The organism is Hoeflea sp. Naph1, from assembly GCF_046837775.1.
In the GTDB taxonomy this organism is placed as follows: domain Bacteria; phylum Pseudomonadota; class Alphaproteobacteria; order Rhizobiales; family Rhizobiaceae; genus Hoeflea.
On record NZ_CP177288.1, the window covers coordinates 11,735 to 26,332 of the forward strand.

Consider the following 14,598-nt stretch of genomic DNA (forward strand, 5'->3'; position numbering starts at 1 on the left):
GGCCTCCGTCAGCAGAGACGAGTCCAGGGTCAGGTTTGTGGGTTTTCTGGGGGGCAGCCTGTGATTGCATGGTCTCTCCTCACTTCATGCGCATAATATATGCACATTGAGTGTGTGGCAAGGCACTGATGTTGCTGTTACCCTTCGATCCAAGGTTCCGCTTGATCTGAGACCCTTTCAAACTGGGACTCGGACAATTTCTGGAAGATTGTTACACTTCAATTGAGACTTTTGCGGCCTGAGTCTCAATTGAAGTGTAAATCGACAACAGGTCCGACGAGCGGGGTGATTAGAGAAGCCATGCTCAAGAACTGTTGCGGCTAGGCGTTCGGCTTGCATCGAAAATGGGATGGGATTTCAGGATCATGAAAGTTTCGGAGCCTGTCATTCTGGTCTGGAAGTCGATCGCAATCATCATCTCTATGCCGACATGCCACTTGAAAACAGGAACACCATGTAGGCCGCGTAGAGCGCGAGCATGAGTGCCCCCCCATGTCCGGCCAATGGATTTGGTGGCGAACAGCAGCGCCAAGAGCAGCAGCGCCGCCCCGAGCATGACTGGCGTGTCGATCTGGCGAAACCGCTCCGTGACTTCGATTGGCTGGATTACCACTGTCACACCAAGAATGGCGAGAATGTTGAAAATGTTCGAGCCGATTACGTTTCCAAGAACCACATCGGAGTGACGCCGTAATGCGGCGACGATGGCGGTGGCAAGTTCCGGCAAGGATGTTCCAATGGCGACAAGGGAGAGTCCGATAACCGCGTCAGGTACACCGAAGTCTCGTGCAATGTTTACTGCTCCCTCAACGAGCATGTCAGCGCCGAAGACCAGCGCAGCTATTCCCCCGATTGCCAAGACTGGTGCCAGCCACGGTCGGGGCAGAGGAATGTCCTCGAAGTCCTCGGCCTCGTGCTGGAACGCCTTGGCTTTGCGATCCCGCCGCTCCAGCAAGTAGCTTGAGCCAAGATAGCCAGCAAGCACCACCAGCATGGCGATGCCTTCGATACGGCTGATGACTTCACCCTGGACCAAACCGAAAGCGAAAAGACTGACAAGGGTCGCAACCAGTGCCTCGCGAACTGCCGTGCGTTCCCAACTCATGATCGGAGCAATGACAGCTGCTACACCCACTATGAGCAGCACATTGGCGATGTTTGAGCCAACCACATTCCCGAGCGCAATTTGTGGCGCACCGTCAAGGGCGGCGTTAACGGACACAAGCAGTTCCGGCGTGGACGTGCCAAAACCGACGATGACCAGCCCGATCAGAAGTTTCGAGATGCCCAATCTCTCGGCGATGGCGACCGAGCCCCGCACCAGGCCCTCGCCACCGACGAAAAGAAGAACGAGGCCCGCAGCGACGAGAACAAGATCATGAAGCATTCGTGTTCCTATTTATTGAGAAGCTGCAGTGCGCTCAGAGAATCTGGGCTCCTCCGGGAATTGGATATCGCTGTCATCAATTTCAATGGTCTGGTTCCGAGACGACTTAGTTTTCCATAGAGCGTCGTTCACATGTGGAGCTCAACAATCGAGCGGAGAATGCCCACTTAGCTGTTTTGCGAATGGGCTCTGATTGAGTGGACGGTCTCCTCCCCCGGCATCTGTGATGCCATAGTGCGGTTTTTGGAAGCCGCAAACAGGAGAACCGTCCATGAAGGAAGTTAGCACAATAGGAATTGATATAGCCAAGAGCGTATTTCAGGTTCACGGGATTAATGCGGTAGGTGACGTGGTTATCCGCAGAAAGCTTCGGCGGTGCGAGGTTGAGGAGTTTTTCAAAAGACTGCCTGCCTGTTTGATCGGAGTTGAGGCATGTGCGTCCGGACACTATTGGGCGCGGACGCTTATAAATATGGGCCATGACGTAAGGCTGATGCCCGCCGCTTATGTGAAGCCCTACGTCAAAAGGCAAAAGAACGACGCAGCGGATGCAGAAGCGATCTGTGAAGCGGTTCAGCGTCCGACGATGCGGTTTGTTCCGGTCAAGAGTGAGGAACAACAAGGCGTACTGATGCTGCACCGTGCCAGGGAATTGCTCGTCCGGCAAAAGACGATGCTGATCAATGCACTGCGTGCTCATCTGGCGGAACTTGGCATTGTTGCCCGTCTTGGCGTTATGGGCGTCAGGGATTTGGTCGCCTTGGTCGAAGAAACCGATCAATGCGAAGTCCCGGAGATCGTGCGGCGTGCTTTGCTTCCTTTGTGTGATCAGCTGCGCCATGTGCAAGAGAAAATCGGAGAGATGGACCGGCAGATTCTGAAGTGGCATCGTTCGAATGCATTGAGCCAACGCCTTGAAACCATTCCCGGCATTGGACCGGTCACGGCCAGTGCGCTCGCCGCAACCATCACTGATGTCTCCAGCTTTCATTCGGGCCGCCAGCTGGCAGCTTGGATAGGTCTTGTTCCCCGACAAAGTTCCTCGGGTGGCAAAGAACGCCTTGGGAGAATTACGAGACAAGGCGATCCCTATATCCGCCGCTTACTGGTGATCGGAGCAACTGCTGTCCTGCGCTTCAGCCGCAAGTCGAAAACAGCTTCGACGCAATGGGCGACGGGCCTGCTGGAGCGAAAGCCTGCAAAGGTGGCGGCTGTCGCCCTGGCAAACAAGATGGCGCGGATCGCATGGGCATTGATGACAAAAGAGACCAGCTTCAGGACAGTCACGGGCTGACAAAGCAATCGCGTTTTGAAGCTAAACGAGTTGGTGAGGTGCTGATGGTGTGATGACAAGGGTCGAAACCCGGATCTGGAAAATCCGTTTTGCGACGAGCGCGAAAAGCGCGTGGCTCTGTATGGAACCTGATCTGCGGACTTCATCATGGCCAGCGGCAGTCTGTGATAGGCCGCAATCAAAGGCCGGACACATGCCTGCAACTGACCAACCTGTCAAAACATCAAGAAGCTCTTACCAAACGGAGACCGTCCACACATGCTGGCCGGCTTGATCCGCCTGAAACTGTGTCATCTCCTCTTGCAGACGGCACTGTATCGCCTTGCCTTCCTCCAGCGAAAGGCCGAGATCGTCGAAACGAGCTCCATCGACAGGCCGTTCGATGGTTCCCACTTCCCGACGTTGCAGAACTCCATCGACCCCGACAAGCTCCACCCAGACGTTCATTCTCAACTGCGCCGTCACCGAGTGACCTTTCTGAAAAGACCTCGATTACCTGAAAATCCTTACCCCCACCTTTTTCCCGCTCCCAAAGCCTGCTGTTTGGGTCATCCTGACGAATGTGTCGCTTAGGAAATTCAGCGCGTCATTGCGGCGGTTTGGCAGCGGCGAAGATCACCACGTGCTTGTCGCTGTCGAACTCGATCGCGAGAATGTTCCCGATCAGAATGTTGCGCGAGTTGACGGCATTATAAAGCAGGGCATTACTCTGGAGTACTCGTCGCATGTCATCGACATCTTGACTGTATTCGCTGAGTTTGCCCGCAATTTCCTCAGGCGGCCCGCCTTTAACCGCGCTGGAATCTGGTATGAAGATGATGTCGATCCGGTCGAGATCCGTGACCTTGCGGATACGGTTGGTATTTTCGCCTGAATTCTCGATTGCTGCAATGATTCGGTCTTTGTCGTCCTCGGACCGCGCCTGGTCTTCTCGAACCTCCGAATCGATGATTCTGTCGACCGATTGTAGCTGTTGATTACCCTGTGGTTCCTGCGCGCTAGCAGACAGGCTCCAGATCGAACATCCAATGATGGCCCTGACTGCGAGTTTAGCCAACTGCTTGCGGCTTTTTTGGTTATTTATCATTTGCTGATCCTTCGACTGGAGGCGTTTTATGGACAATTCCATCCAATGAAGTCAAACGACAGAAATTGTTCCGCCGCTTGTTTTCTTAGGTAGGTCTGCGCCAGACCGGAACGCGTTGTCAACTCTCCTTCCGGGTCGCGATTGTCAGGTCATCCTCTTGACTACGGCTGGCGGCGACGATGTCGGCAAGAGATGCGCCTCTTTCCTCTGCGACCACTTCTGTGGCGCAAGGCTATAACACGCTTGAACGGTATTTTCCGCTACTTGTGCACACAGTTCTTTCTGGAGCCGAGCATCTCGGGGATACCAGGTTTACCAGTCAGGCCACCCAGGCTGGTTTTTTGTGCCCAGATTGCGGCAATAGCTAAGACGAGTCCGCGAAGCGGATGCCAGCTGGCAGGATTGTCGACTGACGCTGGCAAATGCCTGGCGGATCACCCCAGATAAACCTTGCTCGACGGGTAGGCGACACGAGGCTTGGAGCGGGTCGCCAAAAAGAATCCCAGTGTCAACGGGCCGACGCGACCGATGAACATCACAGCGATGATGACGGCGCGACCGAGCCCATCAAGTTCCCCAGTCGCTCCGCGCGAGAGGCCAACGGTTCCAAAGGCGGAGGTCACCTCGAACACGAGATCGAGGAAGTCACCGTCGTGTGAAATTGTGATCAGGAAGATCGCCATGAAGACGGTGAGCATGCTGACCATGGTCAGCGCCAGAACCTTCATCACTTCGTCCGAACCGAGGCTGCGCCCAAAGACATGCAACTGCGTCCGGCGCTGGAAGAAGGCAATAGTGGCCAACAGCAACACGATGAAGGTTGTCACCTTGATGCCGCCAGCGGTTGATGTGCTGCCTCCGCCGATCACCATGAGCGACATGAACATCATCGCCGTGCTGTCATGAATGCCGCCGATATCAACCGTGTTGAAGCCAGCGGTACGCGTTGTGACCCCTTGGAACCAGCTCGCCCAGAGACGATCGGCAATGCCTTCAAGTCCGCCGAGTGTGCGGGGATTGCTCCATTCCAGCGCTGCGAAGGTCAGAACGGACCACACAATGAGGGCGAGCGTGCCCGTGAGCATCAGCTTGGTGTGCAGCGAGAAGCTGCGCCAGGTACGTTGGGCATAAAGTTCGGCCACGACAACAAAACCGAGCCCGCCGAAGATAAAGAGAGCCGGTACCACGAGATTGACAATCGGATTGCCGACCCATTGTGAGAGGCTGTCGGGAAACAGGGCAAAGCCCGCGTTGTTGAAAGCCGAGATGGTGTGGAACAACGCCTGCCACAGCCCCAGGCCCCATCCGAACTCGGGAACGAACACGAATGACAACAGCGCGACACCGAGAAGTTCGCAGACAAGCACGACTTTTAGAATTCCGCGCACCAGCACCAAGAGGTCACTGATCGATGTCTGGTTCAGATCATCGCGCAGAAAGATGCGCTGCGACATGCTGACGGGCAGGCCCAGCATCGACAGCACAAGCACAGCGAATGTCATCAGACCAAGCCCGCCGAGCTGGATCAGCATCATGACGACGGCTTGCCCGAAGATTGTCAGCTGACTGCCCGTGTCGATGACAACGAGACCGGTCACGGTCACGGCCGACGTCGCGGTGAAGACCGCATCGGACCAGGTAATCGGGGCGGGTGTCGCAACCGGCAGCTTGAGCAGGACCGCACCGAGAGTGATCAAAGCCGCATAGAGCGCCGCGAGAATTGCCGGCGGCGGTATCTTTACACGACCGTCTCTTTGAAGCCACTTCAGGCGCATCAGTCCACTCAAAGACTGTCGCCGAAGCGGCGAAGGTTCTCGCGTCTGCCCAGTAGCAGCAGCTTGTCGTCGGTCTTGAGTTCCGCCGCATCGGTCTCGCAGGAAATGAATTCGCCCCCGCGCATGACGCCGAGCGCGCGCAGCTCGAAATCGTCGCTCAGGCCAACCGTCTTGACCTGTTTTCCATCAAGGCTTTCGGGCACTCGGAAATCCACCACATGAAAGCCGTTGCCGAGGCTCACATAGTCTCGGACCAGCGGATTATGCAGCATCTGAGCTATGTGCCGGCCGATCTCCTGCTCGGGCTGTATCACGCGGTCAGCACCCAGTTTGGTGAGGATTCGGTGGTGGGTACGGCTCATCGCCTTGACCCAGACAGTTGGTACGCCGATGAGCTTCGCGTTCATCGTGCACAGGATGTTCGCTTCCAGGTCCTCGCCAATGGCGATCACGGCCACATCGTAATTGCTCATGCCAGCCTCACGCAGCGCCTGCTCGTCACGCCCGTCGGCAATCACGGCCTCAGCGAGCGTATCTGCAACGCGCACGACATTTCGCTCGACGTTGTCTATGCCAAGCACATGGTTGCCATAACGCGCTAACTCCGAAGCGACGGTCGTGCCGAAGGTCCCAAGGCCGATAACGGCAAAGCTGCGGTTTTTCTGCGTGGGCATAGCGACCTCCATTGAGATCATCGATCTACCGGCCATACCAGGCTCCGTCAACAAAACCTTAGGAGCCGCATGTGTGGTTGTAAGAACCAATGCGGCAAACCGATCACCGGGAAGCCACGGCGGACCAAGGCCCGATGGGACCCGCTACCTTGCCGCGCTTCCACATGACAAGGCAGCGGGAGGTATGGCCGATCGCCTGGCAAGAAATTGGAAATTTTCCGCCATTGCCGAACCTGTCCTATAGCCATCCTTTCCGCTTGAAAAAGAAGTACGGCAAGATGGCTGAAAGGATCATTAACGCAATGGCGAACGGATAGCCTACCAGCCATTCGAGCTCAGGCATGTGCTGGAAGTTCATGCCATAGATCGAGGCGATCAATGTCGGCGGCAGGAACACCACCGCTGCCACGGAAAAAATCTTGATGATCGCATTCTGCTCGATGTTGATCATGCCAAGCGTGCCGTCGAGGAGGAAGGTGATCTTTTGGGTCAGAAAGCCGGCATGATCGGACAGGGAGTGAATGTCCCGGGAGAGCGTCTTCACGCGCTCTCGGGTGTCCTTGCTGCTTTTGCGCTGCAGCATGCCTTGGGCCAGGAAACCTACCAGCCGGTCCAAAGTGACAAGGCTGTCGCGGATGTTCGAGGTCAAATCCCCTTTACGACCGATCTTCTCGATCGTGTCCTGCAATCCGGCACTCTTCGTGGGCTTTCCGGTGCTCTTGCGAAAAATGCTGCGGGAAATCCCGTCGATGTCGCGGCCTGCCCGCTCAAGAATGTCGGCCAGCCTGTCCACGAGCGCCTCGAGCAGGGCTATCAGCACACCCTCCGCAGTCTCGCAGCCCATGGCGACCTTTTCTGCCCTGACCGGAAAACTGAGAAATGCGCGTGGCTCGTGATATCTGACCGTGATCAGATGCGTCGGTGTGAGAACAAAACTAACCGGATGCATGTCGACGTCGTCACCATCCGTGTTGGCTGGCAGAATTGCGGTCATGAACGCGGCCCCGTCTTCGGTGTAGAGACGAGACGATATTTCGATCTCCTCCATCTCTTCCTTTGTCGGAATGTCGACGTTGAGACGCTGTTCCAGTTCTGCCTCTTCGTCAGAGGTTGGATTCACCAGATCGATCCAGACAGCCTTTTCCAGGTTTTCCCCCGCAGCTTCCAGAGATTTCAGTCGTCCGGCTTCATTGGCAAAAGCTCTCTTCATTTCACATCTCACTTTTCTCGGGGATTTGTTGAAGGGCATCCTGACCACAAAACACCCAGCTATTCGCACACTTATTGCCGCACCGTAGCTGACGAGCTGCGCCTGATTCGCGCACCACAGCCATGTTCACCGCCCAAGACGGCACGTCCTATCTGCGCCAGTACTCCGGCAGTATCACAACATAGGCTGTCACGAGTTCAAGGCGGCCCAACAGCATTCCCGCGATGATCAGCCATTTGGCGGTCGGCGCCACCGATTCGAAATTGGTCGCAGGCCCCACGACGGGACCAAGCCCAGGCCCGGCATTTGCCATGGCCTGGGCGATCGCGGATGTGCTCGACAGGAAATCAAGTCCGGTGGCCATCACTGCAAGCGACAGCACCGCAAAGGTGGTGATATAGATGAACAGGAAATTTCTCACGGCGCCAAGGGTATCGGGATCGACCAGCCGCTGCTGGTACTTCAGAACTACAACCCTGCTCGGGGAAAAGGTGGTCTTCAGATGCGCCTTTGCGCTCGCGAACAGGATCTGCCAACGGAATATCTTGATCGCGCCGGACGTGGACCCGGCACAGCCGCCGACAAAGAACAGCAGGAAGAACAGACCGACGGCGAAGCTCCCCCACGTCGAAAAGTCAGTCGTGGCGAAGCCTGTATCGGTCAGGATGGAGGTGACGTTGAACGCGGACACGCGAAGAGCAACCAACGCGTCCATTCCTTGCGAGATGTTCCACACGGTGCACAAGACTATTGCAACCAGCAGGATCTTGAGGAAAGCATGGATTTGTTCGTCTTCCGCCAGCGCGCGGCGCCCTCGCAGAAAAATGCTGGCGTAAAAGACCAGCGGCAGCGCGCTGAGCGTCATGAATACGGTAATCACCAATTCGATTTCCACCGAATCAAAGTAACCGACAGACGCATCCTTGGTGGAGAAACCGCCGGTGGCGATCGTGGTCATGGCATGATTGATCGCGTCAAAGAAGTTCATGCCAGTCAGCATCAGCGAAATGGTGCAGGCAAAGGTCAGTCCGAGATACACAAGTCCGATCGCACGAGCCAACTGGTTCACCCTTGAAAACGGCTTTCCGGAAACGTCGGACGATTCCCGCTGGAACAATTGCATGCCTCCCACTCGCATCATCGGCAGCATGGCAATGGCCATCACAATGATTCCAACACCACCGATCCACTGCAAGAGTGAGCGCCAGAGCAGCATGCCATGAGCCATGTCATCGAGACCCGAGAGCACTGTCGCTCCCGTGGTGCTGAGGCCGGATACGGTTTCAAACATTGCGTCGGTGAAGGAGATGTCGAGGGACGAAAAAAGGAATGGCAGGGCGCCGAAAAAGCACACCGCCATCCATGCGCTGACTGTCAGCAGGAAGCCGGTCCTGCGGTCAAGTACGCCGAATTCCGGATTTCGGAACGCAACGAAAAGCATCCCGCCCACGCCACCGGTGACTGCCGCAGACATGAGGAAGGCCTCGGCATCGCGCGGGTAGAGGCCGGCGTCAACGATGGTGGGAACCAGCATGACGATCGCCAATGCGATCAGAAACAACCCGTTGGCATAGGCTGTAAAGCTCAGCAATCTTGTGTTCACGACGCGGTGCTTTCGAAAAAATCAGATCGATTGGTGAACGGACGCATGCACCGTCCGATCGATCCGGGGGTACCACTTCACTACAGCAGTTGCCACCCGTAATGGCATCATGGGGCAAAGTCGGATTTGCTGGTACTTTCTCCCTCGTCTCTGCGCACCCCTGTTGCCGGAAAGTCTTCTGGTGGCCGCCTGGCGCCTCGGTGGGCCTGGAGGCACGCGAGCATCAGAACTGCTGCGAGATCGATATGGCGAGCCGTTTCGGTGCAGAGAAATCTGAGACGCGATGAAGATCGTTGAGTCAAACAACGCCTCCGCATCAGCCAGCTTTGACAAACAATTCCGCAGTGAATTTCTGTGATACCGCGAAGTGCATGCGATAAACTGTGCAGCCATCCAGACATGATGCTGGCCCAGGCAACGGGCTTGGCTAATCATCGCATGAAGCTGATTGGTACCAAATGTTGCCTCCTTTTCCTTAACCACCATCACGCAAGCGTCCTTAAGACAATATGGACGCCAGCTGCCGCGGTTATCAGCCACAAGGCCTCATCCCAGTAGTTAAACCCGCCGGTAGGAAATCGATCACTCCTGCCTATGGCGAAGAAGGCACAAAACACTGCATAGAGGGCCATCCATCCGTCGATTCCAACTGCCCGCCCGATATATCCGTATGAGCCCAGGATCATCGAAATGCACACTTTGATGACAAATCTGCCGATGGTTTGTCGCGATTGTTGATCGAGACCCTTCCTCATCACAGGTCGATCCAGTACGCAGCAGCAATTAACGCCACTTCGATTGCAAGGAGCGCTGGACCAAAAATGCGCAGCAACCTTGCGGCCCGGGCTCGCTGCACACGCCGGGATAGCGGTTTACCGGCAATGGCTTGCGGTTTCAGCATCCCTAAAAATGACGCCATAGCGTGTAAACTGTCGGCAATGCTGCAAACGCCGCTGCCAGCATATAGAATATCGACAGCACAACGATCTCCAGAAGGGTTTTCTTCCACGTTCCACACTTAGCGATTTGAGTGGTCACGTCTACGTCCCTTGGAATATTGTGTCCGTCTTGATTGATGATGGCGAATTTGGCAAAAGGCATCGTCCGTCTCCCATTCGAATAGGGTGCTTGAACACCTGCGTTCGCTATCGCCGGTGTTCAGTAATTCGAGAGTAAAGCGACCATTTGTAAGCTGTAGGTGCAGGCGATAGGAGCCGCGCATCTGTCCGAACAACCTCGCGGCTTCAACAGCAGAATTGCGACCTGGAAAAACGAAATCGGCGGCGTCACCCTCTACGCGTACGCGCCATCTGCCATCGTAGCCTTGAAACACCCAGAGCACGGGCACCAAGTCTGGTGGTTTGAATGCGCAACTTTCTGCAAATGCAATCATCGCCTCTACAACATGACCGTGGTTGAGAACTGGTCATGTTTTATCCGGGGGTCGCATAGGAATTCCAGACAAGCGAATTGGCAAAGAAATAAAGAAGTATATATGGAGCTGAAGCGCTTCTGTTCGAAAATCGGCTTCAGGCTTGTAGAATTCCCCCATGCGGGTCGGATTGCGTTCGTTCAGGACGCCATTTTTCCGCGTGGCCACAGTCAATCCAAGAGCGGAATTGCCACCGGCTAATCGCCGGAGTTTGTCATGGCTTCGCAAATCCGTTCTGGCTCGGATGCGGACCTTATCGAATTCAGCACTTCGGAAGATCGAAGTTGGCGGGCAAATTGGGCAAGAAGCCTCAGGTGCTGGCTCTGTTCACCCACGGGGGTAAGGATCAGGCATATCACATCCACCAGTTCTTCGTCGATCGCTTCGAAATCGAGCGGTCTGGACAGACGGACCATCAAGGCGAAGGGCTGAGCGATCCCATTGATCTGCGCATGCGGCATGGCGATGCCTGAACCGATTCCGGTCGATCCCAGCGCTTCGCGGTTCTGCAAGGCGTCGTAGATTTCGTCGGGTGAGATGCCCAGGTCTGTGCCGGCCTTGCCCGCGACAAACTTGAGAATACTGGGCTTGGAGGAGGCGGCAACGTCGAGAAAGACATTGTCCGGCCCCATGGCTTCGGAGATTTTCATGCAGTGACCCATTATTGGTTCGGATGAGTTTTGCCAGGCGTCGGCCGGCGGCCTCAATCGGCCTCGCGCAGCCGGTAACCGACACCGGTTTCCGTCGTGATGTAATGCGGCTCGTTGGGGCTCTTTTCGATCTTCTGGCGCAGTTGCCGCACATAGATGCGCAGGTACTGGACGTCAGTCGATGCGCCCCAGACCTGGTTGAGCAGGTGCTGATGCGTGAGGACCTTGCCCGCATGCTGCACCAAGACCCTGAGGATATCGTATTCCTTCGGTGACAGTTTGACCTCCTTGCCGGCCAGTTTGACGATCCGCTTGACCAGATCGACAGACAGCTCTCCGGTCTGGAAGACCGGACGCTCGCCCTGCTGCTGCAGTTTGTGTCGAAGGGCAACGCGGACGCGGGCGGCCAGTTCCCTGGTGCCGAACGGTTTTGTGACATAATCGTCAGCGCCAAGTTCCAGCGCCTTGACGATGCCTGCTTCGTCCGTTCGGCTCGACAGGATGATGATGGGCAATTCGAGCAGTTCGGTGCGCCATTTGGCCAGAAGATCGTGCCCCTGCATATCGGGCAGTCCCAGGTCGAGCAGGATCAGGTCAGGCTGTTCGGCTTCTGCCTTCTCCATGGCCGTCCTGGCATTGGTCGCCTCAACGATCGCATAGCCCTCCGCTGTCAGGCCGACCCGCAGCAGTTTGCGGATGCCAGGCTCGTCATCGACGACAAGTATCTTCACGCTCGAACGGGTCATCAAGCTTCCTCCAGTTCTGGTGTGTCGATCGGGACCGGCATGCGGATCGTGAAGACGGCGCCGCTGCGATCGATCCTGTTGCCGGCGATGATCGTTCCACCCATCGCCTCGACAAAGCCCTTGCAGATCGACAGGCCCAGGCCCGTGCCGGCCAGCACGTGGTCGCGCTTGCGGGCGCGATGGAAGCTGTCGAAGACGCGCTCCAGGTCTGCCGTAGGAATACCTGGCCCTTCGTCGAGAACCTGCATAGTCATCCAGCGCCCGTCATCCCAGGCGCGCACGCTGATCGTGGTACCGGCGGGCGCATATTTGGCGGCGTTGTCGAACAGGTTGAACAGCACCTGCTCGAACAGCACCGGGTCCAGCTTGATCATGGGCAGATCGGAAGGGATTTCGGCGCTGGTCTTGTGGCGCGCCATGATCTTGCGCCCGCGACGCAGTGCTGATCCGACGATGTCATCGAGATAGAGAAGCTGGGCGTTGGGCTCCATGGCACCGGTCTCAAGCCGCGACATGTCGAGAAGGTTGGCGATGAAGCGGTTGAGCCGCTCGGATTCGTCGACGACCGTGCCAAGCAGGTCGGCGCGGTCCGCTTGAGACATGGCGTCGGAATAGTCTCTCAATGTCCCCGCGGCACCCAGGATGGAAGCAAGCGGCGTCTTGAGGTCGTGCGAGATCGAGGCGAGAAGGGCCGAGCGCAGCTTGTCGGCCTCGGCCGCGAGCTTCGCCTGGTCGACAGCCTCAACCAGCTGAATCCGTTCGATGGCGACCGCCGCCTGGTCGGCCAGCGAGTCGAACAACCGCTGCTGTTGCGGCGTGAGCAACGGGCCTTGCTTGTCATTGTCCAGTCCGATCACGCCGACCGGGGTGTTGCCGGTGATCAACGGCAGATAGAGACGCTTGGCTCCGGGCAGCGTGTCCGCGCCGCGGCCTGCAGGCCGGTTATGCTCCCAGGCCCATCGTGCTGCCGCTATGTCGGCGTCGACCAGCGTATCGTCAGGGGGATAGCCGGCCCTGACAGCGACCGTTCCGCCCTCGGGAAGCAGGATCACCACCCTCACCTTCAGCATCGACGCCATCTGGTAGGCGGTGGCCCACAGCACGTCCTCGAGCACGCCTGCCCCGGCCAGCTTTCGGCTGAAGGAGTAGAGCGACTCGGTGGCGCGCGCTCGCGTCTTGGCCACGACTGTCTGGGTCCGCGCCCGTGCCGCGACATTGGACACAATCACCGCGACGATGGCGAAGAAGACAACTGAGATGAACTCCCGAGGTCGGGAGATATAAAGGGTGTGATAAGGGTCGGTGAAAAAGAAATTGTAGGCAAGTGCAGAGACCGTGCTGGCATAGAGCGACGGCCAGAGGCCGTAGCGGACGGAAACTGCGACCACAGCGGTGATGAAGATTAGCGCTATGTGCTCAACACCGAGCCCGGGCAAGGGCAGCATCCCGACACCCGTCGCGGCAGCGACGATGAACGTGGATTTAAGGTAGGTTCTCCATTCGAAGACAAACTTGGGACGCGCTGTCTCGACCGCCCTTCGAGCGCTGCGCGCATCGGAGTAGGTTTCGCCGGCGACAACGTGAACGCTGATACCGCCGGCGCGGCGCACCAGCTCGTGCACGACCGATCCGTTGACTATCTCGAACCAGCGGGACCGGTTGGTCTTTCCGATGACGATATGGGTGATGTTGTTGGCCTGCGCATAGCTGACAACATCATCGGCAACCGGATGGTCGCCGCCTGGAATCGTGGCTGCGTCGCCGCCCAGGCTCTGGGCCAGGCGGAGCGCTTCGGCAATGTTGTCACGCTCATCTTCGCCGAGGCTCAAGTTGCGCCGGTCTTCAACATAGAGCGCCGTCCACGGCGCATGCAGCTTGTCGGCCAGTCGCTTGCCGTAGCGAACCAGGCCGGCCGAGCGGGGGTCCTGGCTGACACAGACCAGAATGCGCTCGCCGGCGGGCCAGGGTCCCTTGATGGCGCTGGCCTGCATCTGCGACAACAATTGCAGATCGACACGCTGGGCTGTGCGTCGCAGCGCCAGCTCCCTGAGCGCCATGAGGTTGCCTGGGGAGAAATAGTTCTCGGTCGCGCGCTTGGCCGTTGTCGGCAGATAGACCTTGCCCTCGTGAAGACGCTTGATCAGGTCATCTGGCGTCAGGTCGATGATTTCGACATCATCCGCCCGATCAATGATCGAGTCGGGGACTGTCTCACGAACCCGGATACGGGTGATCTGGGCTACCACATCGTTGAGGCTTTCGACGTGCTGGATATTGAGCGTCGTATAGACGTCGATACCCCGTTCCAGAAGTTCAAGAACGTCGTGATAGCGTTTGGGGTGACGGCTGCCCGGCGCATTTGTGTGGGCCAGTTCATCCACCAGAACCAGTGCAGGATTGCGGTCCAGCACGGCATCGAGGTCCATTTCCTCAAGAAACCTGCCCTTGTAGGCGATCTTTTTTCTTGGAATGACCTGAAGGCCAACAACCAGGGCTTCGGTCTCCCTGCGGCCATGGGTTTCGACAACACCGATCACCACATCGTCGCCATCGGATTTGCGGGCGCGGCCTGACATCAGCATCTCGTAGGTCTTGCCGACGCCAGGGGCTGCGCCCAGGAAAATCTTGAGCCGACCGCGTGTTTCCTGCACCGCCTTCTCAAGCAGAGCATCCGGAGACGGTCGCATGCCGTCATTTCGAAGATCGTCAGAACTCATCTTCATTTTCCTGTCGAGGGACG

The 14,598-nt window shown here is 57.2% G+C and carries 11 protein-coding genes and 1 pseudogene; 1 reads left to right on the forward strand and 11 read right to left on the reverse strand.

Annotated features, from left to right (window positions below; all coding sequences use genetic code 11):
- Window positions 1–304 precede the first annotated feature (304 nt).
- Window positions 305–1,387 (reverse strand): calcium/sodium antiporter, encoded by a 1,083-nt coding sequence (locus tag ACK6D9_RS23105; RefSeq protein WP_412052012.1) that lies wholly within the window; start codon window positions 1,385–1,387, stop codon window positions 305–307.
- Between the two features lie 271 nt (window positions 1,388–1,658).
- On the opposite strand from ACK6D9_RS23105, the gene ACK6D9_RS23110 reads away from it, so the two are divergent.
- Complete coding sequence (locus ACK6D9_RS23110) at window positions 1,659–2,681, forward strand: IS110 family transposase (RefSeq protein ID WP_412052013.1); 1,023 nt, start codon at window positions 1,659–1,661, stop codon at window positions 2,679–2,681.
- Window positions 2,682–2,942: 261 nt separating this feature from the next.
- Here the strand turns inward: ACK6D9_RS23110 and ACK6D9_RS23115 are convergent.
- The 10 genes and pseudogenes from ACK6D9_RS23115 to ACK6D9_RS23160 form a co-directional block, all read right to left on the reverse strand.
- A pseudogene (locus ACK6D9_RS23115) lies at window positions 2,943–3,128 on the reverse strand (ISKra4 family transposase); the annotation flags it as partial.
- Window positions 3,129–3,267: 139 nt separating this feature from the next.
- Window positions 3,268–3,768, reverse strand: coding sequence for a hypothetical protein (locus tag ACK6D9_RS23120; protein ID WP_412052014.1), 501 nt, complete (start codon window positions 3,766–3,768; stop codon window positions 3,268–3,270).
- Window positions 3,769–4,202: 434 nt separating this feature from the next.
- The gene (locus ACK6D9_RS23125) at window positions 4,203–5,543 is read right to left on the reverse strand and encodes a TrkH family potassium uptake protein (protein WP_412052015.1); all 1,341 of its coding nucleotides are present in this window, start codon (window positions 5,541–5,543) and stop codon (window positions 4,203–4,205) included.
- Window positions 5,544–5,551: 8 nt separating this feature from the next.
- Entirely contained in the window at window positions 5,552–6,217 is a 666-nt protein-coding gene (locus ACK6D9_RS23130; RefSeq protein WP_412052016.1) for a potassium channel family protein, read from the reverse strand.
- A 238-nt stretch (window positions 6,218–6,455) separates the two neighbouring features.
- Window positions 6,456–7,427, reverse strand: coding sequence for a magnesium/cobalt transporter CorA (gene corA / locus ACK6D9_RS23135; protein ID WP_412052030.1), 972 nt, complete (start codon window positions 7,425–7,427; stop codon window positions 6,456–6,458).
- A gap of 148 nt (window positions 7,428–7,575) precedes the next feature.
- A complete protein-coding gene (locus ACK6D9_RS23140; protein ID WP_412052031.1) occupies window positions 7,576–8,961 on the reverse strand; it encodes a TrkH family potassium uptake protein in 1,386 nt (461 codons plus the stop codon).
- A gap of 823 nt (window positions 8,962–9,784) precedes the next feature.
- On the reverse strand, window positions 9,785–10,048 hold the full coding sequence (locus ACK6D9_RS23145) for a hypothetical protein (RefSeq protein WP_412052017.1): 264 nt from the start codon (window positions 10,046–10,048) through the stop codon (window positions 9,785–9,787).
- A 611-nt stretch (window positions 10,049–10,659) separates the two neighbouring features.
- The gene (locus ACK6D9_RS23150; RefSeq protein ID WP_412052018.1) at window positions 10,660–11,112 is read right to left on the reverse strand and encodes a PTS sugar transporter subunit IIA; all 453 of its coding nucleotides are present in this window, start codon (window positions 11,110–11,112) and stop codon (window positions 10,660–10,662) included.
- Between the two features lie 53 nt (window positions 11,113–11,165).
- Entirely contained in the window at window positions 11,166–11,858 is a 693-nt protein-coding gene (locus ACK6D9_RS23155; protein WP_412052019.1) for a response regulator transcription factor, read from the reverse strand.
- Window positions 11,858–14,575 carry a DUF4118 domain-containing protein gene (locus ACK6D9_RS23160; protein ID WP_412052020.1) on the reverse strand — a complete coding sequence of 906 codons (2,718 nt, stop codon included), beginning with the start codon at window positions 14,573–14,575 and terminating at the stop codon, window positions 11,858–11,860. Before ACK6D9_RS23160 ends, ACK6D9_RS23155 begins: the two co-directional genes overlap by 1 nt.
- Between the last annotated feature and the right edge of the window lie 23 nt (window positions 14,576–14,598).

Bases quoted from the DNA above. Each gene is read 5' to 3' on its own strand.
- ACK6D9_RS23110 (WP_412052013.1), top strand. From the start codon at position 1,659: ATGAAGGAAGTTAGCACAATAGGAATTGATATAGCCAAGAGCGTATTT.
- ACK6D9_RS23155 (WP_412052019.1), bottom strand. From the start codon at position 11,858: ATGACCCGTTCGAGCGTGAAGATACTTGTCGTCGATGACGAGCCTGGC.
- corA (WP_412052030.1), bottom strand. From the start codon at position 7,427: ATGAAGAGAGCTTTTGCCAATGAAGCCGGACGACTGAAATCTCTGGAA.
- ACK6D9_RS23150 (WP_412052018.1), bottom strand. From the start codon at position 11,112: ATGAAAATCTCCGAAGCCATGGGGCCGGACAATGTCTTTCTCGACGTT.
- ACK6D9_RS23130 (WP_412052016.1), bottom strand. From the start codon at position 6,217: ATGCCCACGCAGAAAAACCGCAGCTTTGCCGTTATCGGCCTTGGGACC.
- ACK6D9_RS23105 (WP_412052012.1), bottom strand. From the start codon at position 1,387: ATGCTTCATGATCTTGTTCTCGTCGCTGCGGGCCTCGTTCTTCTTTTC.
- ACK6D9_RS23140 (WP_412052031.1), bottom strand. From the start codon at position 8,961: ATGCTGGTTCCCACCATCGTTGACGCCGGCCTCTACCCGCGCGATGCC.
- ACK6D9_RS23125 (WP_412052015.1), bottom strand. From the start codon at position 5,543: ATGCGCCTGAAGTGGCTTCAAAGAGACGGTCGTGTAAAGATACCGCCG.
- ACK6D9_RS23160 (WP_412052020.1), bottom strand. From the start codon at position 14,575: ATGAGTTCTGACGATCTTCGAAATGACGGCATGCGACCGTCTCCGGAT.
- ACK6D9_RS23120 (WP_412052014.1), bottom strand. From the start codon at position 3,768: ATGATAAATAACCAAAAAAGCCGCAAGCAGTTGGCTAAACTCGCAGTC.